21 protein-coding genes and 1 tRNA gene are annotated in these 24,818 nt (G+C 42.7%); 13 read left to right on the forward strand and 9 right to left on the reverse strand.

All coding sequences use genetic code 11. From position 1 onward, the window contains the following. Positions 1-276 precede the first annotated feature (276 nt). Positions 277-2,136: an aldehyde ferredoxin oxidoreductase family protein gene (locus FXV91_RS11505; RefSeq protein WP_229390749.1), complete on the forward strand. Its 1,860-nt coding sequence runs from the start codon at positions 277-279 to the stop codon at positions 2,134-2,136. Continuing rightward, on the forward strand, positions 2,120-2,404 hold the full coding sequence (locus FXV91_RS11510) for a MoaD family protein (protein WP_229390750.1): 285 nt from the start codon (positions 2,120-2,122) through the stop codon (positions 2,402-2,404). Before FXV91_RS11505 ends, FXV91_RS11510 begins: the two co-directional genes overlap by 17 nt. Positions 2,405-2,628: 224 nt before the next feature. Here FXV91_RS11510 and FXV91_RS11515 read toward each other — a convergent pair whose 3' ends face one another. Beyond that, on the reverse strand, positions 2,629-3,798 hold the full coding sequence (locus FXV91_RS11515) for a transposase (RefSeq protein WP_229390751.1): 1,170 nt from the start codon (positions 3,796-3,798) through the stop codon (positions 2,629-2,631). Between the two features lie 666 nt (positions 3,799-4,464). Here FXV91_RS11515 and FXV91_RS11520 point away from each other — a divergent pair. Further along, the gene (locus tag FXV91_RS11520) at positions 4,465-5,565 is read left to right on the forward strand and encodes an inositol-3-phosphate synthase (RefSeq protein ID WP_229390752.1); all 1,101 of its coding nucleotides are present in this window, start codon (positions 4,465-4,467) and stop codon (positions 5,563-5,565) included. Between the two features lie 193 nt (positions 5,566-5,758). Here the strand turns inward: FXV91_RS11520 and radB are convergent, their stop codons facing one another. After that, positions 5,759-6,481 carry a DNA repair and recombination protein RadB gene (radB, locus tag FXV91_RS11525; RefSeq protein WP_345945509.1) on the reverse strand — a complete coding sequence of 241 codons (723 nt, stop codon included), beginning with the start codon at positions 6,479-6,481 and terminating at the stop codon, positions 5,759-5,761. A 942-nt stretch (positions 6,482-7,423) separates the two neighbouring features. Between radB and FXV91_RS11530 the strand changes: the two genes are divergently transcribed. The 5 genes from FXV91_RS11530 to FXV91_RS11550 all read left to right on the forward strand — a co-directional run bounded on the left by FXV91_RS11530 (position 7,424) and on the right by FXV91_RS11550 (position 16,309). Continuing rightward, complete coding sequence (locus FXV91_RS11530) at positions 7,424-7,678, forward strand: glutaredoxin family protein (RefSeq protein WP_229390753.1); 255 nt, start codon at positions 7,424-7,426, stop codon at positions 7,676-7,678. A gap of 80 nt (positions 7,679-7,758) precedes the next feature. Then, positions 7,759-10,143, forward strand: coding sequence for an anaerobic ribonucleoside-triphosphate reductase (nrdD, locus tag FXV91_RS11535; protein ID WP_229390785.1), 2,385 nt, complete (start codon positions 7,759-7,761; stop codon positions 10,141-10,143). A 68-nt stretch (positions 10,144-10,211) separates the two neighbouring features. Next, the gene (locus FXV91_RS11540) at positions 10,212-10,994 is read left to right on the forward strand and encodes an anaerobic ribonucleoside-triphosphate reductase activating protein (RefSeq protein ID WP_229390754.1); all 783 of its coding nucleotides are present in this window, start codon (positions 10,212-10,214) and stop codon (positions 10,992-10,994) included. Positions 10,995-11,628: 634 nt separating this feature from the next. Beyond that, positions 11,629-12,642 carry a thiamine-phosphate kinase gene (gene thiL, locus FXV91_RS11545; protein WP_229390755.1) on the forward strand — a complete coding sequence of 338 codons (1,014 nt, stop codon included), beginning with the start codon at positions 11,629-11,631 and terminating at the stop codon, positions 12,640-12,642. A 178-nt stretch (positions 12,643-12,820) separates the two neighbouring features. After that, on the forward strand, positions 12,821-16,309 hold the full coding sequence (locus FXV91_RS11550) for an S-layer protein domain-containing protein (RefSeq protein ID WP_229390756.1): 3,489 nt from the start codon (positions 12,821-12,823) through the stop codon (positions 16,307-16,309). A 132-nt stretch (positions 16,310-16,441) separates the two neighbouring features. On the opposite strand, the gene FXV91_RS11555 is transcribed toward FXV91_RS11550, so the two are convergent. Beyond that, positions 16,442-16,963: a helix-turn-helix domain-containing protein gene (locus tag FXV91_RS11555; RefSeq protein WP_229390757.1), complete on the reverse strand. Its 522-nt coding sequence runs from the start codon at positions 16,961-16,963 to the stop codon at positions 16,442-16,444. A gap of 397 nt (positions 16,964-17,360) precedes the next feature. On the opposite strand from FXV91_RS11555, the gene FXV91_RS11560 reads away from it, so the two are divergent. The 3 genes from FXV91_RS11560 (at position 17,361) to FXV91_RS11570 (ending at position 20,072) form a co-directional block, all read left to right on the forward strand. Next, positions 17,361-18,383 (forward strand): ABC transporter substrate-binding protein, encoded by a 1,023-nt coding sequence (locus tag FXV91_RS11560; protein ID WP_229390758.1) that lies wholly within the window; start codon positions 17,361-17,363, stop codon positions 18,381-18,383. A gap of 134 nt (positions 18,384-18,517) precedes the next feature. Further along, positions 18,518-19,306 (forward strand): ABC transporter permease, encoded by a 789-nt coding sequence (locus FXV91_RS11565; protein WP_229390759.1) that lies wholly within the window; start codon positions 18,518-18,520, stop codon positions 19,304-19,306. 1 nt (position 19,307) lies between these two features. After that, positions 19,308-20,072: an ABC transporter ATP-binding protein gene (locus FXV91_RS11570; RefSeq protein ID WP_229390760.1), complete on the forward strand. Its 765-nt coding sequence runs from the start codon at positions 19,308-19,310 to the stop codon at positions 20,070-20,072. A gap of 285 nt (positions 20,073-20,357) precedes the next feature. Here FXV91_RS11570 and FXV91_RS11575 read toward each other — a convergent pair whose 3' ends face one another. The 5 genes from FXV91_RS11575 to FXV91_RS11595 all read right to left on the reverse strand — a co-directional run bounded on the left by FXV91_RS11575 (position 20,358) and on the right by FXV91_RS11595 (position 22,183). Further along, positions 20,358-20,786, reverse strand: coding sequence for a polymer-forming cytoskeletal protein (locus FXV91_RS11575; protein ID WP_229390761.1), 429 nt, complete (start codon positions 20,784-20,786; stop codon positions 20,358-20,360). Positions 20,787-21,168: 382 nt separating this feature from the next. Further along, complete coding sequence (locus tag FXV91_RS11580; RefSeq protein WP_229390762.1) at positions 21,169-21,375, reverse strand: TRAM domain-containing protein; 207 nt, start codon at positions 21,373-21,375, stop codon at positions 21,169-21,171. Between the two features lie 59 nt (positions 21,376-21,434). Continuing rightward, positions 21,435-21,641 (reverse strand): TRAM domain-containing protein, encoded by a 207-nt coding sequence (locus tag FXV91_RS11585; RefSeq protein WP_011033303.1) that lies wholly within the window; start codon positions 21,639-21,641, stop codon positions 21,435-21,437. A 64-nt stretch (positions 21,642-21,705) separates the two neighbouring features. Next, positions 21,706-21,912 (reverse strand): TRAM domain-containing protein, encoded by a 207-nt coding sequence (locus tag FXV91_RS11590; protein WP_048130082.1) that lies wholly within the window; start codon positions 21,910-21,912, stop codon positions 21,706-21,708. A 64-nt stretch (positions 21,913-21,976) separates the two neighbouring features. Then, positions 21,977-22,183, reverse strand: coding sequence for a TRAM domain-containing protein (locus FXV91_RS11595; protein WP_229390786.1), 207 nt, complete (start codon positions 22,181-22,183; stop codon positions 21,977-21,979). A gap of 554 nt (positions 22,184-22,737) precedes the next feature. On the opposite strand from FXV91_RS11595, the gene FXV91_RS11600 reads away from it, so the two are divergent. Then, positions 22,738-22,811, forward strand: a tRNA-Lys gene (locus FXV91_RS11600). 433 nt (positions 22,812-23,244) lie between these two features. Continuing rightward, entirely contained in the window at positions 23,245-23,415 is a 171-nt protein-coding gene (locus FXV91_RS11605) for a CopG family transcriptional regulator (protein ID WP_048128601.1), read from the forward strand. A 341-nt stretch (positions 23,416-23,756) separates the two neighbouring features. On the opposite strand, the gene FXV91_RS11610 is transcribed toward FXV91_RS11605, so the two are convergent. Beyond that, positions 23,757-24,791: a methionine synthase gene (locus FXV91_RS11610; protein WP_229390763.1), complete on the reverse strand. Its 1,035-nt coding sequence runs from the start codon at positions 24,789-24,791 to the stop codon at positions 23,757-23,759. Positions 24,792-24,818: the final 27 nt, after the last annotated feature.

Genomic DNA, 24,818 nt, shown 5'->3' on the forward strand with positions numbered 1-24,818 from the left:
GAATCGCAGTACTAGTTCCGAGTATAATAAACCCCGGGAGGCAATAAATAGAGGGTGTCTTTTTACTAATTAATTTTATGTGATACTTTTATTAAGGAACTTTTGTATAATTAAATATAATTCAAATTCATATTTCATTAAAATTGTATGTCTGACACTTATCCGGCAGGCTCTCGTTTGAGCTTTGTTCTGAAACTGGCGAGTAAGGGGAATTGCCGGAAACTGGAAGACGAAATTGCTCGGAAACTGAAAACACACTCTTGGAGGAAACTATCTATGTTAGGGGGCTATGCAGGAAAAATTCTTGATGTTAATCTTGAGACCAGAGAGCTTAAAGATAAACCGCTGGATGAAGAGACGCTGAGGATGTACCTCGGAGGAAAAGGGCTTGGCCTGAAACTCATATATGACGAGTTCAGGGATGATATGCAGCCCTTTGACCCGGATAACCTCCTTGTTTTTGCCACAGGTCCTGCTACCGGGGCAAGAGTGCCAACGAGCGGGCGTTATCATATCCTTACAAGCAAATCCCCGCTGACAGGGGCAGTCGGGAGCGGAAACTCAGGAGGAAAATGGGGGCCTTATCTGAAGTTTGCAGGCTATGATGCGGTGGTTGTCAGGGGCATCTCGGAGAAACCCGTTTATCTGAGCATTATAAACGGGAAGGCTGAACTTGTCGAAGCTCCCGATATCTGGGGCATGACCGTAACTGCAGTCACTGGTGAACTTATCGACAGGACAACAGGAAATCCCAGAAAAACATCTGTTGCCTGCATCGGGCCTGCAGGAGAGAACCTGATCTCTATGGCCTGCATAATGAATGATGAGTACAGGACAGCAGGCAGAACCGGATCCGGGGCTGTTATGGGCAGCAAGAAATTAAAAGCAATTGTAGTTTCCGGAGACAAGAGGCATGAATCCTCAAACCCGGAAATGCTTGTTGAAAAGGTTGCGGAGTCAATGAACCTTATCAAGGAAAATCCGGTTACAGGCCCCAAAGGAGGGCTGCATGTTTATGGGACTGCAGTCCTTGTGAATATAGTAAATGCACACGGGGCGTATTCTTCGAGAAATTTCCAGCAGGGCTACTTCCCTGAAGCCGATGAACAGAGCGGCGAAAGGCTTACTGCAACCTATCTGACAGGCACTACAGGCTGCTGGGGCTGTCCAATTGTCTGCGGAAGAAAATCCATAGTTCCTGAAGGACCATTCAGTGTGAAGTATACCGAAGGCCCGGAGTATGAGACCATTTTTGCCCTGGGGTCCAACTGCGGAGTAAAAGAACTTGATGCCGTTGTAAAAGCCAACCATTTCTGCAATGAGTTCGGGATAGATACAATTTCCATGGGAGGGACAATTGCCTGTGCCATGGAGCTTGTTGAGAAAGGAAAGATTCCTGAAGAAAGCCTACAGGGTCTGAACCTGAAGTTCGGGGACGCCGGAGCAATGGTTGAATGCGTCTGGAGGACAGCATATAAAGCAGGGTTCGGGGCTGACCTTGCACTTGGCTCGAAAAAGCTCGCGGAAAAATACCAGGCTCCCGAATACTCCATAAACGTTAAAGGCATGGAACTGCCGGCTTATGATCCGCGTGCGATCCAGGGAATAGGGCTTGAGTATGCAACAGCAAATCGTGGAGGAGACCACGTTTATGGCTATACGATTCCATCCGAAATTCTCGGAATTCCTAAAAAGCTTGATCCCTATTCAACGGAAGGCAAGCCGGAATGGACTATTTTCATGCAGGATATGGTCTCTGCAATTAACTCGACCGTTATCTGCCTCTTTACCAGTTTTGCCCTTGGGCTCCCTCAGTATGCAGGAATGCTTCAAGCTATTACGGGCATGGAACTTGATCCTGATAAACTGCTCAGAATAGGGGAGAGGATCACGAACCTTGAACGCCTGATGAATAACAGGTACGGCTTTAACAGGTTACAGGACGTCCTGCCCAGGCGCCTTACAGCAGAACCTACTCCTGCAGGACCTTCCAAAGGGCAGATCTCTCATGTGCCTGACATGATCGATAAATATTATGAACTCCGAGGATGGGTTGATGGGGTCCCCACGGAAGAAAAGTTAAGGGAACTCGGGATTGCCTATGGAGAACACCGGAAAAATGAAAGTAAATGTTAAATTTCTTGCCTCAATCCGCGAAATAGCCGGCGCTCACGAGATCCAGTTCGAACTGAGTTCAGGGAATACGGTAAAAGACCTCCTTGAATTCCTGGAATCTCGTTTTGGAATGGAGTTTAAAGAAGCAACGGGAAAACCCTTCGAAGATGAAAATCCTAGAATAAGGTTTCTTGTTAACGGCAGGGATATTGATTTTCTCCAGGGACCCGGAACCGAACTGAAAGAAGGGGATGTCGTGGTCCTTATCCCTCCGGTTGGCGGGGGATAAAACTGGAATACGGAGCTTTTTTCTCCCCCACTTAGAGGACTGAAGCTGTTTTGCCAGCCACTCAAGAAAATAACCGGTAATTCATCCTGGTATCATAGTCAATGCAAGAAATATTTATACCGTAAACAAGAACAACAACCTTATATAACATCTTTAAAAGTGAAGTTAATTGTTGAGATTACTATAAAGTGAACTACCCCTCCCTAAAGCTCTGGCCTAATGGCTCAAGCTTTTGAGGGAGTTGCTTCCTGCTTCATTCTCCAGAGCAACCTCTGCGAGTCCACAGGCTCTACCTCTTGTCCCAAGAGTGCAAATTTTTTGATGTTAATAGCGGCATTAATGTCTCTATCGTGGTTAGTTCCGCAATCGGGACACTGCCACTCTCTTATTTCTTCAGTTAGATCTTGATATTTGTATCCACAAACGTTACAGGTCTTTGATGAAGGTTCCCATTGYCCTATCTTCAATATAGTTTTTCCTAACCATTCTRCTTTATACTGTAATTTCAGGACAAAACTATACCAACCTGCATCTCCGGTTGATTGAGCACGATTGTGGTTTTTCATCATTCCCTTRATATTCAATGYCTCAATAGCTATTGCTTGGTTGTTGCTTATGAGCTTTTTTGAGACATTGTGTTGGAAGTCATGTCTTTGAGTTGAGATTAGTTCGTGCAGTTTAGCAAGCTTATGTACTGCCTTTCTTCTGTTTTTAGAACCGATTACYTTTCCCGAAAYTCTCCTCTGCAAACACTTMAGCCTTTCAAGAGAATTCTTCAGGAATTTAGGATTATCAATTTTCTCTCCTGTTGATAGTRCAGCAAATGTTTTGAGTCCTACGTCTACTCCGATGAGAGTAGCATGAGAAAAAGGTTCGGGTTCTGGTAGTTCTATTCCATCATCCGTTAAGACGCTCATATAGTATTTTCCAGTAGGAGTTCTCAATACTGTTAATGTTTTCATCTCTCCTTGAAAAATGTCTCTGTGCATCTTAACTTTTATCCAACCGAATTTAGGCAACTTAATTTCTGACTTTTCTACATTAAGATCATAATGTTGTGGAAGCTGGAAAGAAAAATGATGATCCTTTTTGCTTTTTCTTTGAGGATAACCGAATCCGAAATTGAAAAAGTTTGTGAAAGCTTTATTTAGATTTCGGCTTGCTTGCTGAAGTGCCCCGGCGTTAATCTCTTTTAGCCAGGGATATATTTCTTTTAGAACTAACAAGTGATTATTAAGATCAAATTCAGAAATACTTATTCTACACTTTCTATATAATGTAGATTTAATATTTAGAAGTTTGTTATAGACGAACCGAGTACTACCGAAGTGTTTTTCCATAAGAACTTTTTGTTCTTTGTTAGGGTAAATCCTGTATCGATTTCCTCGTTTCATTAGCACTATATATGTTTTGAAACTATGTTAAGATTAACAGATTTACTATCTGTAAGATGTCAGAAAGTTGACGGCTTCCATCCCTCACCTGTTCGATCCGGTAAACCGGATCTCCTGAGGAGGGGTCATCTCGCCTTACGAGATAAAAACCTATTCGAGCTTTCCTTTTACAGGAGGTGAATGTTTCGCTTCCAGATCATTATCAGACAACCTGAAAACCTGGAAACCTAAAAACCTTAATAAGGAAGTTTAAATTAAAAAACCTATGTCTGGGATTAAAAATTCTAGTAAAAATAGATATAAGTTAGCTGTTCAGAAGCCGGACATCAGGTTAATAATTTTATTCCATTATAAGCTAGTAAATTTTGGATACATTTTAGAGGTATATAAAGAAATGTAAAATTTCTTTCACGAGGGGCAAAGTTAGATATAATAGATTTATAAAGTTACAGTACAAATAAGAGAAGATTTTAAATCCATAGCTGAGATACAGGAAGATTTGTAATTTCAGAAATTTATACTTTCATAACTTCAAGGACCTTGAATCCGTAAATCCTTGGGTCCGTAAATATTTGGATCCGTAAATTTTGAAGGTTTTGAGAATCTGTCGTTTCGTGCAAGTTGTGGTTTATGAGAGTCAGGGTATTCATCGGAGAGTAAGCGCTTATGACAAAAATAAAAATAGCAATTGCAGGAATCGGGAACTGTGCAAGCTCTTTGATACAGGGCATCGAGTACTATAAAACCGAGGATAAAGATCCCATAGGACTTATGCACAGGGACATCGGAGGGTACAGGCCCGGCGATATCGAAGTTGTTGCTGCCTTCGACATTGATGCCAGGAAGGTAGGAAAGGATGTTTCCGAGGCCATATTTGCTCCCCCGAACTGCACAGCGGTTTTTTGTCCTGATATCCCTCCCGCAGGTGTGAAGGTTAAGATGGGCAGGGTTCTTGACGGGGTCTCCGACCACATGAAGAACTACGGGGAAAATTACACGTTTGTCGTCAGCAGGGAGCCTGAAGCCACAAAAGCAGAAGTTGTAAAAGAGCTGAGAGATTCAGGCGCTGAAATGCTTCTTAATTATCTCCCTGTCGGTTCTGAAGAAGCTGTCCGTTTCTATGCCGAATGCGCCCTTGAAGCCGGAGTGGCTCTAATCAATAATATGCCTGTTTTCATTGCAAGCAACCCCGAGTGGGCAAAGAAGTTTGAAGAAAAGAATATTCCTGTTATAGGCGATGATATCAAAGCCCAGCTTGGGGCAACGATTACCCACAGGGTCCTTGCAGACCTGTTCGAAAAGCGTGGTGTAAAGCTCGAAAGGACATATCAGCTGAACACTGGAGGAAACACCGATTTCCTCAATATGCTCAACAGGAACAGGCTTGCTTCCAAGCGTGAATCAAAGACTGAAGCAGTCCAGTCCGTGCTCTCTCATAAGCTTGCGGATGAAAATATTCACATAGGACCTAGCGACTACGTTGCCTGGCAGAAAGACAACAAGGTCTGCTTCCTCCGAATGGAAGGAAAGCTCTTTGGAGATGTACCTATGAATATAGAACTCCGGCTTTCTGTGGAAGATTCCCCCAACTCCGCAGGCGTAGTTATTGATGCTGTCCGCTGTTGCAAGCTTGCTCTTGACCGCGGGATAGGAGGCGTACTATACTCCCCGGCTTCCTACTTCATGAAACATCCGGCTATCCAGTACCCTGATGATGTGGCATATCGCAGAACTGAAGAATTTATAGCTGGTACAAGGGAGCGTTAAAGCAGTAGGTAAAAAAATTCCAGAAGGAAAAAGATTCTAGAAGGAAAAAAATTCCTATAAAAGCGATTTTAATGCCAGAAAATCCCGGAAAAATCCGGGACTTTTACTTTTTCAGGACTTTTATTTTTTCTGTTCAGAAATTTTTTTTATTAAATGAAATTTTCTACGGAATTCACTCAATCTTTTTACCGATTTAACGAATCCCTTCTGCTGTAATTGTAAATTCTGCGCTTGAGCCTTCAGGACGTGAGCGGTGTTTATAGAGAATGGCGCGTCTTGTACCTGTACCTGTTTTTTCCAGCTGGATGATTGTCTTTGAAATGTGTTCCAGAGAAGTTCCCCCCAATGGGCGCACTCCTCCTGCAGTCATGTCTGAATATACCTGATTTGTTATAATTGCGGTAAAACCGTATTTACGAGAAAGGGCATGCAAGAACCCTATCTGGTTAGCAAGTTCTCTACGGTTTTTTATGCCGGTCTCCTCATCTTCGAGTTCAAACCTGTAATATGAAGTCGCAGAGTCCAGAACCACGAGTCCGATATTCTCACCTGCTATTCTCTCCACCTCTCTTACAGCTGCATACTGCTCTTCAAAACTCAGGGGTTCATAGATAATTATGCTCCTGGCTATTTCCTTTGCATTTTCTCCTGCGATCTGTTTGAAACGAACAGGAGAAAGCCCTTCAGTATCTATGAAAATGACTTTCTGCCCCTGCTTTACACATTCCACTGCAAGCTGGATGCAGATGTTTGTTTTTCCGGTCCCTGCGGCTCCGAAGACCTGAGTTACGATCCCTCTCTCGAAACCTCCTCCCAGGAGGTCGTCAAGGGGCTTACAACCGGAAGGTAATAGTTTCTCTATGACGTGACACCTCTTTTTGCACTTGAGAGAGGTATGAAAGACCCATGATATAATGCTTTTTTCGTCACTTTTTGTCTTTTTCTAAAAATAAAGCTGCGGAGACATAAAAAGGTAAAAGAAACAGGAGAAGAGGAAGATAGAGATAGGGAAAAGAAGAACATGAAATCATAAAAAGAGGAACACTGAACCGAAGAGTTAAAAAAGAGGGAGTTTAAGAAATGGAGAATTGAAATTCAGGATCTAAATTAGGAAACCCGAAAGATTCAAAGGTTCTATAACGAAATAAAACTATGGAAGACATATAAAAGAATATGTCATAAAAGAGTCTCTCTTTATTTATAACCATAGTCTTTTGCTACAGGTCACATTTTTTTACGCGGCAAAAATACACTGGAGACGTCCTTCACTAATATATTATAATGTTCTCAAGGAATAAAGCCATATATATGATATCCATAACTATATCCATTAAAGTGCCTTCCACACCAGATAAAGTCTTCTGTACTTGAAAATGTTTTCACAAATCAGGCATTTTTTTAAAAACAGAAGCCCTTAAGTTTGTCACCAGATCTGATAACAAATAGCTATCTTTGTATACAAAGTAAGAGGGTTATTATATCCAAAGATGGGTTGAAAAACCATTATAAGTAAGATCGGGCATTTAGAATAATTACCTGGAAATAAAGATAACCTCACTCAATAGAGTGAAAAATGATATCTAAAGGGCACTCTTTGGAAACTGCATGCCCTGTTCCGATATTGCTGACTAGTTTGGGAGAGTTATTATACGATTAATAGGGTTGGCTAAGGAATGGTACCCGTGTGGAGTTTTGTTTTATTGTTGCGATGCTCTGCACCAGCATACTCATTCCCGACACACTGAAAATAAAAGAGATATGTCAGAAAGATGCATGTAAAAAACATGCAAGATACGAGAAAAAATGCAAAAATATACTGTACCATAAATACTGTACAATAAATAGAGGGGCGCAAAGCATGGCAAAAATAATAGTATACACAACGGAACGTTGTCCTAAGTGCAATAAATTGAAGAAATTTCTGGAATCAAATTCAGTACCTTTCGAAGTAGCAGATATGTCTACACCGGAAGCCCTGACTGAACTGCGCTTCAATGGAGTCTTTACAGTGACAGCGCCTGTTTTACAGATTAATAATGACATGTTCCTGACACATGAAGAGCTCTTCCGCGGGGAAGAAGTGGACTCGGAAAAACTCCTGGGAATTGTATAATGCAGGCATCTGAAAATATAAAAACAATTAAAAACTTTGCAGATTCCATCCTATCCTATACAACTGCTGAAGATGAGAAAATGACAGGCGAGATTTTCTTAACCAATGACGAATTATCTGACAGCCAGCCAGTGCAACAGGCACTTATCGGGCTCTCTACCTCTTCCCTCCCCAAAAATGACCAGTTATCTGACAATCAGCCCGTACAAAAGACACTTGATGGGCTGTCCGTCTCTCCTCTCCCCAGAGTCAGGACAACAGAAGGTTTCATTCTTAACTGGGACAGGAATATCATTGTAAGCCAGCTCCTGAAAGAAACAAAATTAAGCGAGATCTTCTATAATAAACCCTCAATCACAAAAGAAGAAGCCGTTGATATTGCAAAAGAAGCGGAAAGAATCATCCGAAAGATGAATATTAAGTTCCTGTCAGGGCCTCTTATCCGTGAAATAGTAAACAATATTCTTCTTGACAGAGGGCATGTGGAATGGAGAAATATAATGACAAGAGTCGGGGCGTCTGTTTACGATGCCTATGAAATCGACTCCGGATACGGCTTTGGGGCAAACGATAATGCAAACCAGCTGAACAATGCTGAGACTTCGCATAAAAGAAAAGCCGACAAAATGTCCAAAGAGCAAAATCTCCTACTGATGCCAAAAGAGCTTGCAGACCTGCACCTTAATGGCGACTTCCACATCCATGACCTCGAATACATGGGCACAAGACCTTTTTGCCAGGACTGGGACCTTCGCTACTTCTTTTATTACGGGCTTATGCCTGACGGAGTAGGAACACAATCAAGTGTTGCAAAACCCGCAAAGAATGCCGAAGTAGCTTTCCTTCATGCTGTAAAGGCGATGGGCTCAGCCCAGACTAATTTCGCAGGCGGGCAGGGCTTTTACAATTTTCTGACCTTTATCGCCCCTTATCTGGAAGGCAAGTCCGAAGTTGAGATCAGGCAGCTTATGCAGATGTTCGTTTATGAAATGATGCAGATGATGTGTGCAAGAGGCGGACAGACTGTCTTTTCTTCTGTGCAGCTTTCCCCCGGAGTTCCGAGGCTCTGGAAAAACATTCCTATCGTGGCCATGGGCAAAGTCTGGGACGGAAAGCAGGCTCCTCTCAGAACCTACGGAGAATTCGAAAAAGAGGTCCGTCTCGGGTTCAGGGCTCTTATGGATGTCATGCTTGAAGGAGACGCCTGGGGCAAACCTTTCAGCTTCCCGAAACCAGAAATCTCTCTCGAACCCGACTTCATGGAAGAGGACGAGAGTTTTAACAGGGTTCACCCCGAGCTTCCGACTTACAAAGAACTTTACAGGATGACCTTTGAACTGGCTGCCAAATTCGGAACCCCCTATTTTGATAACCAGCTTCCGGAGTACAGAGGCGCAGGAGAAGGAATTTCATGCTACCAGTGCTGTGCCTACCAGTTCTCTGCAAATCCTACCGACGATAAAGAATTCGGTGATAAGCTTCGTTTCAAGGATGGAAAACATTTCTCCATGGGCTCATGGATGGTCCTGTCTTTAAACTGTCCCAGGGCAGCATACAGAGCTGAATATGATGACGAAAAACTATTCAATGAGCTCAAGACCCTGATGAACAGAGGTGTGGAAGTCTTCAAGATCAAGAGAAGATGGATGAACAGCCTGATCAAGAAAAACAGGATCCCCTTTGCAGCCCAGTGCCCCAAGGACCCGAACACCGGGGAGAAAGGGGCAATGGCTGTGGACTTCGACAGCCTTGTGTATACTATTGGAATAGTAGGGATCAATGAGATGGTCCAGTACCACACTGGCTACCAGATCCACGAGTCTCCTGCTGCGTATAAGCTTGCCATCAGGGCTATGTTCGAAATGAAAATGCATGCTCAGAAGCTCTCGAAGGAAAACGGCATGGAAATTGCCCTTGCAAGGACTCCTGCAGAAACTACAGCCCAGCGTTTTGCAGTTTCAGACCTCCTGCACAGGGAATACGCTGACAAAGCCGAACTCACAATTAAAGGGGATTTGAAGACCGCAATGAAGGAGTTCAACGAGACGCGCGATCTGCCAATTTACTATACCAACGGAACTCACATTCCTCCCGGAGCCGATATTTCCCTGCCTGAAAGGATAAAGTACGAACACACTTTCTTCCCGATAGTAGATGGCGGAAATATCATGCATATCTGGCTTGGAGAAGGGAAACCTGACCCTGACGGCCTGCAGGAGCTTGCCATGCATATAGCAAAGAACACACAGACGGGTTACTTTGCCTTCACAAGGGACATGACAGTATGCACTGACGAGGGATATGTAGCCACTGGCCTGCTGGACAAATGCCCGAAGTGCGGGTCTGAAAACGTGCAGCACCTCTCAAGGATTACTGGCTATCTCCAGTCCGTAGAAGGCTGGAACAGGGGCAAGCGCCAGGAACTTAAGGACAGGAAGCGCTACAACACAGGGGAACTCAGGTGAGTTCCCTTAAACTCTTTTTTTACGCAAAATAGAAATCGTAATTATGTAAATTGGAAATGGTAACTGCTATGAAAGTGAATTACGCAGGCACTGTCCCGATCTCAACTCTTGACTGGACAGGAAAGGCTGCGATCACCATCTTTTTTCGAGGATGTCCTCTTCGCTGCCCTTACTGCCAGAACCATCCGTACCTTGAAAGATCGAGTCTGGTAGAACTTGACTTTGTGAAGGAGGAGATTAAAACATCAAAACCTTTTGTAAGCACGGTTGTTTTTTCGGGAGGGGAGCCCCTTATGCAGGAAGCTGTTATTCCCCTGGCTGAGTTTGCAAAGAGTCTCGGGCTTTTAGTTGGAATCCACACAAACGGCTGCTACCCTGAAAGAGTGAATGAGCTTGTTGAGCGAAAACTGGTTGATAAGTTATTTATCGACATAAAAGCCCCTCTTGATGATCCAGAGCTCTATGGAAAGGTCGCAGGATGGAAGGAATATAAAGGGGCAAGCAGTGTCTTCAAAAAAACTCCAGAGGAGATCATTGTAGCCGTTGCAAAAACGATAGAGACTGCAGATGCCAGCGGCGTGGAACTGGAGCTACGGACGACAGTAATAAGGGGTTTAATCGGAAGCGAAGAAGACATTGCCAGTGTAGTTGCCTGGATTTCGAAAAACGTGAAAAACAGGGAAGTTACCTATGTATTGCAGCAGGGAATCCCGGAACACAGCCTTCAGGAGGATCTCAGGAAAATCAGGGTTCTGGAAAGGGAAGAACTTCTAAAACTTGGAGAAATAGCAAAAGGCTTCCTGGGAAAAGTAAGGATAAGGACAAAAGAAGAAGGAGAAGAAATTGTTTGATTCGATTTGGAATCATCAAATAACCTTACTCTAATCTGATCATCAAGTAACTTTATCCTGACCTGATCATCAAGCAATTTTACTGGCAGCTGATAATTTACCAGAACTTATTATATATTTATGGTATTTTTCGCTGCATTCTACTGCATTTTTGCATTTTTGCTTATATTCTTCTAAACATATTTTGATCCATTAACCCTTTCCACCTTTTCATTGATTCCTATCTCATTGATTTTACCTACCAAGTTTTTACCTACAGGTTTCTACCTACCAATTTTTACAGAAAAAGTATGCTTTAGGTTCAAATTCATTTGAAGTTTACAAAAGTCTTATACATGCCAAAGCATAAAAGACACTGATTAAACCCCTGGTAAAACCCCACTTGCTTGGAATTCAATACACTGTACCGGAAAGTACAGATATCCGGAAAGTTTCCCTATAGTTTCTCCGGCAATATCCCTTCTGTATTCCTGCATAATACCGAAAACTCCTGTATGCACGCCACCAAACTTTTGTGTAACCTTCAGGGTTACAAAAGTTAAATAAAGGAGAGGAACTCAGTCCATTTTAACCCGGAGAAAGGGACGTATCTATAAAAAAGGAAAGCAGAAGTAATCGCTCCCAAAAAATGACCATGAAAGAAATAAAAGTATCTTCCGTCGGAGAGCGCGCTCTAATCTCCCGCTTATCTGAGATTTTCAATGCCCCTGAAGGAAAGGATAGAGGACAGAAAGGAATCATTATAGGTGCCGGTTCCGATGACTGTGCTGTCCTTGACCTGAAAGGTGAAGACTGCCTGGTTGCTACGACTGATATGCTGCACAGGACCACGGATTTTCCGGCAGAGATGACTCCCTGGCAGATGGGCTGGATGTCCGCAGCCGTAAACCTGAGCGATATTGCAGCCATGGGTGCAGAGCCTGCAGGGCTCCTGATGGCTATAGGCATGCCTGCAGATACTGAGATTGCTTTTGTCGAAGATCTTGCAAGAGGCATACAGGCGTGTGCCGAGTTCTGCGGTACTGCTGTTATCGGAGGTGACCTCGATACCCATGCAGAACTGACAATTACAGGGACAGCCCTGGGAAGAGTTAAAAAAAGCCAGCTCCTCCTTCGAAAAGGGGCAAAGCCCGGAGACCTTGTCTGCGTTACAGGATATACAGGGTCAGCCGGAGCCGCCCTTAAGGCGATTCAGTCAAAAAAGTCGGTCAGCGAAACCGTCCTGAAGGCTCTTTTTGAACCTATTCCCCGAACACAGGAAGCCCGGAAACTGGCTGAGTCGGGTGCAGTCACATCCATGATGGATACAAGTGACGGACTTGCTATGTCTCTTCATGACCTTGCCAGGCAGAGTAAAATAGGTTTCAAGATAAGGGAAAATGCCCTTCCCATCCTCCCGGAAGTCAGAGAGTTTGCCTCAGGTCCGGAGGAACTGCTGGAATTTGCCCTTTACACAGGCGGAGACTTCGAACTTATTTTCACAGTTGACCCTGAACGGCTGAAAAAAGTACAAAATATATGTAACTTGACTATCATAGGGGAATGCACAAAGTATGAAACGGGCATTATGCTCGAATCCCCGGAATTCAGGCTGACAGCTATAGAACAGCGGGGATACCAGCAGCTAAAAGCTGAAACGGCTAATTAGCCTTCCTGAATAAACTGACGTTAACCCCCCATAAACTAAAAGCCTGGAGTGAGAGAAGGAAAATTAAAAATTATTGGCTGATAAAATTCACACGATCACAAAAATAGAACAAACTTCAGGTTAAACTGACTAAATTCGTAACTATATAATTTATGCACAAGGTTCAGAAGGATAGAATATGAAAAAAGCTAGTCTACAAATATTTACAGCAATTCTGGCGCTCGGGCTATTGTTCTGCGGGACTGCAAGTGCAGTTCCAAGTATAGTAGCACCCGCAGAGAATTCGACTGTGCAAGGGATAGTGGACGAACTTAAAACGTTCAGTATCCAAACAAACGAATCAACAACGATTGAGTGGTTGGTTGGTGGATCCTCGGTATCAGAAACCTCATATGATGCTGGAACGAACACTTCTTATCTCGAACATACAGTTCAGACCGGCCCGTACAATATTATAGCCACTGTTCAATCAACTGGCGAGAGCAGAACTTGGACTATTGAGAACACTCAACTAGAAATTACGAGCACATCTCCTGAGAAAGATAAAAGCACAGGAATAAATGAGTCTCAAGAATTCCGTGTTGAGACAAATAAGGTCGCTGATATTACCTGGTACATGAATGGAGCCCTCGTTGATTCGGCCACTGGAGTAACATCAGAAACATATCAAAATGTTTCATCTTCAGCAGCCACACATAACGTCACTGTTATAGCACAGAATGGTACAGAAACCGCCAGCTATCAATGGACGTGGACAGTAGGTTCTTCAACAAATAACATGTCCATAGACTTTAATCCTCAAAATGAAAAAGTTGAGATATCTCAGGGAGCGTCACAGACTTTCTATGCCAACTCTACAACCACAAGCATCTCAAATATCAAAGTAGACTGGATTGTCGGTAACGAAACGAAGAAAACAGATAGCGGAAGCGACATAACTTCGTCTTTATATGAATTTAAAGGAGATACTTCAGGCCCCTACACTCTTAAAGCAGTGGTAACTGACCCCAGCGGTACTTATGCTCCATCGACAAAAACGTGGAATATAACAGTCCAGTCTAAGTACTATTTAAGCGGGAACAGGATCTGGGATGAAGACCTTGGGTTATCCACTACATACACATGGAACGCTCAGAGTTACTCAGGCTTCTACTATGACCTTGATACCGGAGAGTCTTCTGAAGAAATGACCATTACGGGAATAGGCAGAAACATAGATGACGGAGACATCGAGTATACCACAAAACCTACCGAAACTGCGTTTGAATACGGGAGCTGGGGTTCATACCAGATAATAGGATTCATGGCAGAGAAATATTTCGCAGGTTACAGTAAAACTAACTCCACTGTTATAGGGGAAGATGTAAGCCTGATATCCGACGGCGTACTTTCCAAGATCCTGATCGACAGTGATGATAAAGAGTCCGCATATTCAGGAGATTCCTTTGAGCTTGAAGACGGTTATGCCCTGAATATTGTGGAAGTTGATATCAATGGAAAAAGCGTCTGGGTCCAGCTTGAAAAGGATGGAGACGTAGTAGATGATGATTTCATCACCTCGGATAGTAATTACATCTATGAAACCGAAGTAGGAGAATCAGAAGACGTACCCATAATCATTGTCCATTTCGGCACGGTTTTTGCAGGCGCTGAGACCTCTGCTGTCTTCATACAGGGTATCTTCCAGGTCTCAGACACCTATATAGAACTTACAAAAGACGATTCCTATGGGGAAATGGAAGTAACGTCCATCAGTAGCAGTGAAATAAGAATGAAGAATGAGGATGATATAAGCCTTGATAAAGGGGACACAATCGACCTTATGGGCAAGATACAGATTCAGGTGGCTGATGACAGCAAACTGCGCTTTGCCCCGGTCCTTGATACCTCGGAAGAAGGAATTTATGAACTGCGCGGGACTGTCTATGATAAAGATGTCGATGGAGACTCTCTTCCAACCTGGACTCCCTACAACTTTGAAGGCTTCTATTACAACATAGATGAGGGAATAGGAACCGAAAAGCTGGAAATCCAACAGTTAGATGGCAGGGAAATTCCCTCGGGAAAACTTGTCTACACATCCACACCCCAACCTGTTGAATTTGAACATGACCAATGGGGCAATTTCACAGTTGTCGGGTTCATGGCAGAGAAATACTTTGCAGGATATCCTGATAATACCGTCAATGGAGAAATTGATGGTGTAAGCCTCCTCTCGGATAATGTCCTTTCCAAGGTCCTTACAGACAGTGATGACAAAGAGTCCATGTACTCAGGCTCTGCCCTTGTGCTTGAGGACGGCTATTCTCTGAACATCCTGGAAGTTGATATTAACGGAGAAAGCGTCTGGGTCCAGCTTGAAAAGGACGGAGAAGTTGTAGATGACGAATTCGTCACCTCGAATGACGACTACATCTATGAAACAGAAGTCGGAGAAGCAGAGGACGTACCCATAATTATTGTCCATTTCGGTACGGTTTTTGCAGGTACTGAGACCTCTGCTGTCTTCACCCAGGGTATCTTCCAGATCTCGGATGATTATATTGAGATTAATAACGGAGATACCTTCGATGAGATGGAAATCAGCAGTGTCTCCTCTGAAAATGGCATTACAATGAAGAACGATGATGGCATCGGGCTTGATGACGATGAAACCATTGATATTATGGGCGATGTCAAGTTCAAGACAGCTGATTCCAACACTCTCAGGTTCTACCCATTCGTTGAAGTTGAAACTGCAAGTGGAGAAAGCAGGGAACTCAAGATAAATTTGCCTGATGAGATTATTGTAGGCGACACTTTTGATATTGAAGTGACTGCAGGTGAAAACCCGATAGAAGGCATTACCGTAAAGGTCAACTCAACAAGTACGGGCAAAACCAATGCCGATGGGATTGTTGAGTACACTGCCGAAGAGGAAGGAACTTTCAAGGTTACTGCAGAGAAAGATGGGTACACTACAGCAAACAAGAACATGAAGGTCATTCCTCCGAAAGAGAAAATGAGCCTCAATATCTCTCCTGAAACAGTATATGTGGGAGATGAGATTACTATAGAGGCCTTAAAAACAATCGGAGGAGACCCTATTGAAGGTGCAAACGTCTCAATCAATAGTAAAACTCTTGGGAAAACCGGATCCGACGGAAAAATTACGTACACTGCTGAGGAAGTCGGCAAATTAAAAATAAGCGCCACCGGAGAGGGTTTTCTTGATAAGAGTGTTGAGGTTAATGTAAAGGACTACGAAGCTGTCTTCGAGTTCTCCAACCTGGTAATCGACCCGATAGAAGTCAGAGCCGGGAAGGAAGCAACAATCACTATTGATGCAGAAAATACAGGTAATGCTGCAGGAGAATACGACGTAGAACTGTTTGTGAACGGAAGTTCGGTTGATTCGCAGCAGATTTCCCTTGATGTGGGTGAAAGCACAACAGTGACTTTCGAACACAGCGAAGAAGTACCAGGCACCTATACTGTCAAAGTAGGAGGGCAGGAAGCCACCTATACGGTAAAAGAAAAGTCTTCTATGCTGCTTTATGCCCTGCTGACTATTATCCTGTTACTGGGCGGCGGGATGGCTTACATGTTTACCAAAGGCGGCTGGACTGTGGCAACCTTGCAGGCAAAGATGAATGAACTTGTTAAATCAGCGAACCTTAAAAAGTAAGATTAACAGAAAGCTGAGAAAGAAAACTGAGAAAGAAAACTGAGAAAACAGGAAGCTCAAACAAAAACGAAATTCAGATTCCCGCGTTAACTGAAAAACGCGGGTTTTTTTTATTTTAAAAAATATCCGGGTTTACTCCATTTTCTTAATCGCACGTTCGATTGCATCTATCAAGCTGTTCTTCGGGGCGATGGTTGTGACGGGTATATTCAGGATTTTTTCCACAGTAGGGCCCACTATGGGGGCACATACCAGGGCTTTTGCTCCGTCCCTTTCAGCATTTACGGCTGAAATAATTGCTTCTTCCATAGAGATTGCCGAGTACTCCCTGATGGTTATAAGCCTGCCGCCAATCTTTTTCTTCGTCTCAACGATGTTATCGAGCACCGAGCGGGCAGCAATTACGGCGATAAAGTCCCCACTATCTGACTCCTTGATATCACGGATCGTTTTTACAATCTGGCGGAGGGTTTTGATGTTAGGGTCCCGGTTCCCTGATAGGATCTTATAGAGAGTACTCGGAGGGATGTTTGCCTTTTTCGCAAAATCCACGGCAGTAAGGTTAAGATCCTCCTTAATTACAGCGGAAAGTGTTTTCTGAAACACTTCATCGGATTCGAATGCGGATTTGATGACCTTCTCTGCAACATTCATTAAAATTCGACCTCTGATCCTGTAAAAAATTTCAATAAATGTTAAGGATCTACGTTTTACAGGAGTTTTGTTCCTGAATGAGAAATATCTCCAGATGTATTAATACATTTGGGTTATAATGGAAAGGTATTTGAGAAAATATATATAGTAAATTTCAAAGAATATTAACGCGTAAGAGACTGACCTTTATTTTCACGGGAATTTTCATTTCAAGCAAGAAATGAAAGAATGGGATGGGATGGCTTTTTTAACAAATTTATAAAAAGCCAGCAAAGAAAGGGTGAAAAAACCTGCAGATTTTCCCGAAGAAAACTCAATCCCAGTATATCTTATTTAGCAGGTAAGATCTATTATTGATAGAAGAATTGATAGAAGAGGCAATTATTGAGGTGAAGTTTTGAGAAAATCAAGCATACTTATCCTTGCTTTACTGCTGATCGCATCTATCTTTGCATCCGGTTGTGTATCCGAGGATGAAGATACAGATGAAAACGTAACTGGAGAAGCCCCTGCAATTACCCAGCTGAACATCGGTTACCAGCCGAGTACCCACCAGATTGCATACATGACTGCCTATGAGAAAGGATGGTGGCAGGAAGATCTTGCACCTTACGGAATTACAAAAATAAACGAATACCAGTTTCCGACAGGCGCTCCGGAAATGCAGGCAATGATGGCTGGAGACCTGGACGTAGCCTATGTTGGGGCAGCCCCTGTGATTCCAGCTCTTAGCCAGGGACTTGATGCAAAGATTGTTGTGCCTGTACAGATAAATGGCTCAAGTCTGGTTCTTCGACCAGAGTACGAATATGAAAGTCCTGAGGACTTAAAGGGGCTTAAAATAGCTACTTTTCCACCAGGAACAATTCAGGATACCGTGCTCAGAGACTGGCTCAGGGAAAACGGACTTGATCCTGAAAAAGATGTTACAGTTCTTGGGATGAGTCCAGGAGATGCAGTCAGCGCTATCTCAGCAAAACAGGTTGATGCTGTATTTCTGCCTCATCCTTCCCCAACAGTTGTCGAAGAAGAAGGTAACGGGCGTACCATTGTACAATCTGGAGAGATGAGTCCGAACCATGCCTGCTGTGTGCTCGTAGTAAGTGGAAAACTTATCAGAGAACATCCTGATCTTGTAGAGCAGATTGTAAAAACCCATATTAAGGCAACTGAATACAACCAGGCAAACGAAGATGAAGCCGCCCAGATCTATTCAAACAAGACTACAGAGAATGTGGAAGTTGTTAGGAAATCTATCGAGGGATGGGATGGAGCCTGGATTACAGACCCTTCACTGATTGAAGACTCAACTGTCAATTACTCAAACATTCAGTATGAGCTTGGGTACACTCAGAAACCTCTGACAGAAGAAGAAATATTTGACACTAGCTTCTATGAAGCAGCTATAAACGAGGAATAAAAAAGAAAATTAAAATATATTTTTGAATAAGTTCAACTGCCCCTATTGTAGAAAGGGCAGTTTGAACTCCAATTTACTTTAAAAACATGAAACATGCCGGAAAGATAAAAAACTAAGAATCCTTTTAATAAGACATGAAAATTAATTTCATAAAAACAATCGAAGAAAAAGGCGTTGAAGCATTATCTCTTATATTCGCAGTTGCTATATGGCAGCTTGCAGCGGACAGGATCGTACAGAACAAATTGCTTCTGCCGAGTTTTTATGACGTGGTAATCTCTTTTTTCGTTATTGTCAAAAACGGATTACTTTATACGGATACCCTGACAAGTTTACTTCACTTTTCAATTGGTATTGCTGCTGCGTTTATACTCGGAATCCCTCTGGGAATTGTCATGGGATGGTTTAAAGCAGCAAACAGGGCACTAGACCCTATAATAGAAATCCTGCGTCCGATTCCTCCTCTTGCCTGGATTCCCTTTGCAATAGTATGGTTAGGGCTTACCCATCGGGCAGCAGGTTTTGTTGTATTTGCAGGAATGATCTTTCCCATTATCATCAATACCTATACGGGTCTCAAAAATGTACCGAGAGTTTATGTTGAAGCAGCAAAGGTTCTTGGCTGTACCCGAAACATAGACCTCATCCGGTTTGTTGCGATTCCCTCAGCCATGCCTTCAATTGCTGCAGGGATCAGGATTGCAATGGGCGTAGGCTGGATGTGCCTTGTAGCTGCAGAGATGTTCGGGGTCAGCAATAGTGGGCTTGGCTACCAGATATGGCACAATTATTATCTGCACAGGATGGATTTTGTACTTGTTTATATGCTCCTGCTGGGATTCATAGGTCTTTTGATCGACCGCTTCTTCAGGAATTATGTAGACTCAAAGCTACTCAGATGGAGTTCAGGAACTGTGGTATAAAATGGGTAGAGTAAGCGTAAAAAACGTTTCACGTATCTTCAGTAAAAAAGAAGATGGATCCGGGACCGAAGCTCTGCATAATATAAGTTTTGATGTGCAGGATGGGGAGTTTATCTGCCTCCTCGGACCTTCGGGCTGCGGGAAGACAACACTGCTCCGAATAACCGCAGGGCTTGAGACCCTGACCTCAGGAGAGATCACACTCAATGGAGTTCCTATAACAGGCCCTGACCCCAAAAGAGGCATGGTTTTCCAGCAGTATTCTCTCTTTCCTTGGAGGACAGTTATAGATAATATCACTTTTGGACTGGAAATGCAGGGGATAAAAAAGAGTGAAGCCCGGAAACAGGTGGAGAAATATGTAGAGCTTGTGGGCCTGAGGCAGTTCAAAAACAGCTACCCGCATGAACTCTCAGGGGGTATGCAGCAGAGAGCAGCCATTGCAAGAGCCCTTGCTAACGAGCCTGAGGTTCTTCTGATGGACGAACCCTTCGGAGCTCTTGATGCTCAGACTCGAAATGTACTCCAGGATGAACTCCTGAGGATATGGGAACAAAAACATGTAACATTCCTTTTTGTAACGCATAGTGTGGATGAAGCTGTCGTCCTCTCTGACAGGATAGTGGTCATGACTTCAAGACCTGGAAGAATAAAGGAGATTGTAACTGTGGACCTGCCTCGCCCGCGAAGCCGCACCAGTCAGGAAGTAAACCGTTTAAGAGACCACGTCCTCAAACTTCTGGAAGAAGAAAGATTCAGCAAGTGAATTGTTGAAAAAAGTGCAGGCTATGAAGAGAGTAAGCTGCCGAAAGAGAGTTACCAAAAGAAGTTGTGTAGAAAAAGTAATCAGAAGAAGTTGTGTAGAAAAAGTAATCAAAGAAGTTGTGTAGAAAAAGTAATCAAAGAAGTTGTGTAGAAAAGTAATCAAAAAAAGAGTTATCGAAGAAGGGGTCCTTCAAAGGAAAGCAGCTGTTAAAAGAAATCTGCTAAAGAGAAATTTTCTAAAAAAAGTAAGAATAAGTCATTAACATGAGATATAAGCGAACCGAACTCATTGTTCGGCACGAATAATCACTTTTGTTAGCGGCTCTACTCTTTTTACGGCAACTTTTCCCACAAGTTCAAGAGTCCCTCCCGCTTTAACTGAACCGAGAGAGCAGCCAGGTCTTACACGGATATCCCCTTCGCAGGCTGCAAAATTTACCTTCGCTCCGTCAAGAAGGACGAGTTCGGAGACCGTTTCCATACTGCCCAGAATTTTTGCTGCCGCACAAACAAGGGCACTTTCGGCTTTCACATTGCCCTGAACAATCGAACCTTTCCCGAGTTCAAGCCTTCCAGACACAGTGAGACTTTTCCAGAACTTTACTTCCTGCCCGACAATAACATTGCCGTCCAGAATAACGTCCTCTTCAAGAAAAACTTTTTTTTCAATCACGTAAGTGTTGGACCGGGGGTGGTACTTGATAAAGCGCATCATTAAAAATCACTCCGGGTTAATGTCCCCGGCTATCGATAGAAGAAAGCCGTAAACAACTGATTCTTAAGGCATTTATAAAAACTTTGCCAATTCGATTTCAAAGTATGATTGAATACTTATTATATAATAGCATCGAATGTTCATTATCAGAAAACCTCAGAAATCCCAACTTAGAGCCTCAGCAAAAGATTGGTAAAGGACTATATATGAATAAAATATGAATAAAAAACCAGCTCATGAAAATAGGACTGCAGAAAAAGAGATTCCGGCACATCAGGAGGCCGGAAATTATTAAGAATATTTGAAATTAGCCATAAAAAGACTGAAAAATGATTTATTCATAATTTTTCAGTCCTGTTTTTCTTATTTTAAATTGTCCTGCTTACTCAACAAGGCTGGCAAAACCGTATTTGGGAAGTACCCTTTCGATTTTGATCCTGACTTCGTCGCCTACCTTGGTGCCCGGGACAAAGACTACAAAGCCCTCTATGCGGGCAATGCCGTCTCCCTGGCGGGCGATGTCCTGAATTGTAACGTCGTAGACTTCGCCTTCTTCAACAGGAACAGAACCACTTTCTTCTCTGAACATGAAAACCATTCCTTTAAAGGTTAAAGTTTATTATAACCAGGTAATTCTCTCAAATGCATTTACTCGACAACGCTTGCAAATGCAAATTTCGGAAGTACCCTTTCGACCTTAATGCGAACTTCATCGCCGACCTTGGTGCCCGGGACAAAGATTACAAAACCCTCAATACGAGCGATGCCGTCTCCCTGACGAGCAATGTCCTGAATTGTAACATCGTAGACTTCACCCTCTTCGACAGGGACTGAGCGACTTTCTTCTCTGAACATGAAAAACCATTCCTTTAATTTACTTTAGTTAAATCTTTAGTATTAATTTAATTCCCTTGCGGAATTACTCGACAACACTTGCAAATGCAAACTTGGGAAGAACCCTTTCGACCTTAATCTGGACTTCGTCTCCAACACTGGTGTTAGGGACAAAGACTACAAAACCCTCAATACGAGCAATGCCGTCTCCCTGGCGAGCAATGTCCTGAATTGTAACATCGTAGACTTCACCCTCTTCGACAGGGACTGAGCGACTTTCTTCTCTGAACATTAAAATCATTCCTTTAATTTACTTTAATTAAAACTTGTATAGTAATTAACTTCTCAACCCAAACTTACTCGACAACGCTTGCAAATGCAAATTTCGAAAGTACCCTTTCGACTTTAATCTGGACTTCGTCGCCAACACTTGTATTCGGGACAAAAACTACAAAGCCTTCGATACGGGCGATGCCGTCTCCCTGGCGAGCGATATCCTGAATAGTTACGTCGTAAGTTTCGCCCTCTTCAACGGGCACAGAATTACTTTCATCTCTAAACATCAGATTCATTCCTTTGACTTCTATTAATCAGCTTACGAAAGCTCCATCTATAGAACAGAAAAGAGTAAAAACAGTACTTAACAGGCCAAACTTGAAAAACCAAATTTAGGAAGTACGCATTCTACTTAATCTATTACGGTGAACTAGTCCCCAATAGAGCCTCGAATAAGTCAATTAATTGGTCATACTCATATCCGCTTGTATATAATATTTTGCTTTAATGCATGGTAAAAAAGAAAAATAAAAGAGTTAGGAAATTATCTGAAACCCGATTTTCGGAGTTATTAGTTCTTATTTCAAAAACATAATAAGTAGTGGCAAATTAAGAATAAAATAACATGAAAAATAAAACTATCCAGAATAAAATTCAGTTTCACTATAAAAAGCAATTGTTTCAGATGAAAGTAGAATTCTTCAGGACCTCAAAGGAAATACAGTAAAAGTTCTGTACACATATACTGAAAAACTATAGAGAGTACCCCTCCAGGGCGCAACCTATAAATATTTGAAAATACATTCTGAGAGTCGCTCATTAAATGAGAACAACAGTGCGTGGGCCCGTAGCTTAGTCAGGCAGAGCGATGGACTCTTAATCCATAGGCCGGGGGTTCAAATCCCTTCGGGCCCGCTAATCTCATCAATTTTTTTCACAATATTCTTTTTTTATAATTTTTTTATTCTAATTTTATTTTCCTATAATTTTATTTTTTCACAATTCTTTTGGAAAACAATTTTAAACCTTCATCTGGCTCTTTTATTCAGTCTCAGGCGATTCAGATAACCTGGCTAAAGAATGTTTTGAAACCTGAGCAATGTTTGATGAGAAACCTTATGCTATATGCTCCCCTAATCATTACACAGCTCTCCAGGCATTGTATAACTCTAGCAGATCTTAACTGTTCTAAACAGGCATACTGTTTTAAACGATTTCTGTGAAACCCTGTGGTAAAAGAACTGATCAGGTCCAAAAGAGGCGAAGATAAGTTGAAGGAAGAAGTTATCAACCAGGAAAGACAAAAAATTCAAAACAAAGAGAAGAAAAACAATGGAGTGTAACCCTGATGCCAAAAGTAAGTGTTGAAATCCCACAGGAGCTACTGGATGACCTCAACAGGCATGTAGGAGATAACAAAAAATTCGTCAGCCAATCTGATGCCATCCGGACTTCTATTCGAAAAATGCTGGATATGATGGATGACATAGACAGAAGGCGTGGAAGGTTGAATGAGTAAACAAATGATGAGTTAATGAATAAACTCATAAAAACTCAAAGACAGAAAGGTATGTAAAAACATAAATAAAACATAAATAAAACATAAATAAAACATAAATAAAACATAAATAAAACATAAACTTAACCAGAAACCTTATCCAACCGGAAAAGCGCTGAAAAATGCCGAAAAAGACCACCCCTTTATTTCTACTGTGCTTTGACATCAGTGGACTAATTTTAGGAAATTCCCATTGTCCAGCAGAATTTCCACTGGAGAGAAAAATGAGGGCTGACCCGGATATAGTTCAGAGAATTTCCGAATATTTCCGGCTGGACTATCAAAAAGAAATGGTTTCAGGATTAGCAACTTTCCCTGAAATCCCTGATACCCTGCGCAACGTTTGAAAGCAGGATAAAAGCTATCCTCTGGTTAGGCCAGGAGCCCAGACCGCAGTCAGGACCAACATATTTTATCAGGCTGCCAAAACGTCTGTAAGCCAGCCTCAGCCTTTTCTCAATTACAGCCGGAGTTTCGAGCTGCGTAACAATTTCGGGAAGGTACTGCTGGTCTTTCCAGATATTGGTGCAATATCTCTCATTAAGGATTCCTGCCAGGGAAAAAATATCTGTTCTTGCAATCCCAAGCCTCAGAAAAGAATCCGTATCTTCAAGCACTTTTTTGTCAATAAGCTCCAGGTAGGAAGGAGTGCCCGCAGATTCTACCCCTATCACATTGATCGTAGGGGTCTCGCAGGCAAAATTGTAATAAAGGGCGGAATGAAGGTGTATCTCCACATCAGCCCCTCGCTTACTCGCTGACTTGGAAGCATCGGTAAGGGCAGAGACGACATCGTTCTCATCAAAGGCAAGTTCAGGGTTTAGCCCTATGCTCGGCTCGTCAATTGAAACCGTTGCAATCTTGAAATGCTTTGCAGATTTCATTGAATTCCGGACGAATTTATTTACGTTTTTTGCAAAAAGAGAATATATGTCCGTATACCGTGTACCCCCAAACTCCTTCAGGTAAAGTTCGGTTGGGCCGGTTACGCAGATCCGGACCTTTAGGGTTTCCCCGAATTTTTCTTTATAGGCTTTTGCGACAGTTTCCAGAGCCTCAAGCTCTTCAATTCTTGCGCACTCCAGTTTTACCTCAAAGGGACTTTCGGTGCAGTCAGAGTCCCGGATAACCTTCAGGAACTGTTCATTCATGTCCTGGTACTGAGGGTAAGTAGGGATCTCTACACCTGCATCGATTTTCTGCTGAAAGGCATCGTTGATTACAGTAAAGAGTTTCTCATCTTCTGCTCTCGTTTTAAAGGCATTTCGGATCCACTCCTTACTAACTCCTTCAGGAAGTGGATAGCTTCCGATATCGTCAAAGATGATTTCTTGCATGCTCTCTTAGTAGACCTGTAAGAATTT

It is taken from the genome of Methanosarcina sp. DH2 (assembly GCF_020804225.1).
Classification (GTDB): Archaea; Halobacteriota; Methanosarcinia; order Methanosarcinales; family Methanosarcinaceae; genus Methanosarcina.

What these genes read in the sequence shown, in the direction of transcription:
- FXV91_RS11575 (WP_229390761.1), bottom strand. Translation starts at nt 20,786, where the DNA reads ATGATGCGCTTTATCAAGTACCACCCCCGGTCCAACACTTACGTGATT.
- FXV91_RS11555 (WP_229390757.1), bottom strand. Translation starts at nt 16,963, where the DNA reads ATGAATGTTGCAGAGAAGGTCATCAAATCCGCATTCGAATCCGATGAA.
- FXV91_RS11570 (WP_229390760.1), top strand. Translation starts at nt 19,308, where the DNA reads ATGGGTAGAGTAAGCGTAAAAAACGTTTCACGTATCTTCAGTAAAAAA.
- FXV91_RS11520 (WP_229390752.1), top strand. Translation starts at nt 4,465, where the DNA reads ATGACAAAAATAAAAATAGCAATTGCAGGAATCGGGAACTGTGCAAGC.
- FXV91_RS11590 (WP_048130082.1), bottom strand. Translation starts at nt 21,912, where the DNA reads ATGTTCAGAGAAGAAAGTCGCTCAGTCCCTGTCGAAGAGGGTGAAGTC.
- FXV91_RS11585 (WP_011033303.1), bottom strand. Translation starts at nt 21,641, where the DNA reads ATGTTCAGAGAAGAAAGTCGCTCAGTCCCTGTCGAAGAGGGTGAAGTC.
- FXV91_RS11510 (WP_229390750.1), top strand. Translation starts at nt 2,120, where the DNA reads ATGAAAGTAAATGTTAAATTTCTTGCCTCAATCCGCGAAATAGCCGGC.
- nrdD (WP_229390785.1), top strand. Translation starts at nt 7,759, where the DNA reads ATGACAGGCGAGATTTTCTTAACCAATGACGAATTATCTGACAGCCAG.
- thiL (WP_229390755.1), top strand. Translation starts at nt 11,629, where the DNA reads ATGAAAGAAATAAAAGTATCTTCCGTCGGAGAGCGCGCTCTAATCTCC.
- FXV91_RS11505 (WP_229390749.1), top strand. Translation starts at nt 277, where the DNA reads ATGTTAGGGGGCTATGCAGGAAAAATTCTTGATGTTAATCTTGAGACC.
- FXV91_RS11550 (WP_229390756.1), top strand. Translation starts at nt 12,821, where the DNA reads ATGAAAAAAGCTAGTCTACAAATATTTACAGCAATTCTGGCGCTCGGG.
- FXV91_RS11540 (WP_229390754.1), top strand. Translation starts at nt 10,212, where the DNA reads ATGAAAGTGAATTACGCAGGCACTGTCCCGATCTCAACTCTTGACTGG.
- FXV91_RS11605 (WP_048128601.1), top strand. Translation starts at nt 23,245, where the DNA reads ATGCCAAAAGTAAGTGTTGAAATCCCACAGGAGCTACTGGATGACCTC.
- FXV91_RS11595 (WP_229390786.1), bottom strand. Translation starts at nt 22,183, where the DNA reads ATGTTTAGAGATGAAAGTAATTCTGTGCCCGTTGAAGAGGGCGAAACT.
- FXV91_RS11565 (WP_229390759.1), top strand. Translation starts at nt 18,518, where the DNA reads ATGAAAATTAATTTCATAAAAACAATCGAAGAAAAAGGCGTTGAAGCA.
- FXV91_RS11610 (WP_229390763.1), bottom strand. Translation starts at nt 24,791, where the DNA reads ATGCAAGAAATCATCTTTGACGATATCGGAAGCTATCCACTTCCTGAA.
- FXV91_RS11580 (WP_229390762.1), bottom strand. Translation starts at nt 21,375, where the DNA reads ATGTTCAGAGAAGAAAGTGGTTCTGTTCCTGTTGAAGAAGGCGAAGTC.
- FXV91_RS11530 (WP_229390753.1), top strand. Translation starts at nt 7,424, where the DNA reads ATGGCAAAAATAATAGTATACACAACGGAACGTTGTCCTAAGTGCAAT.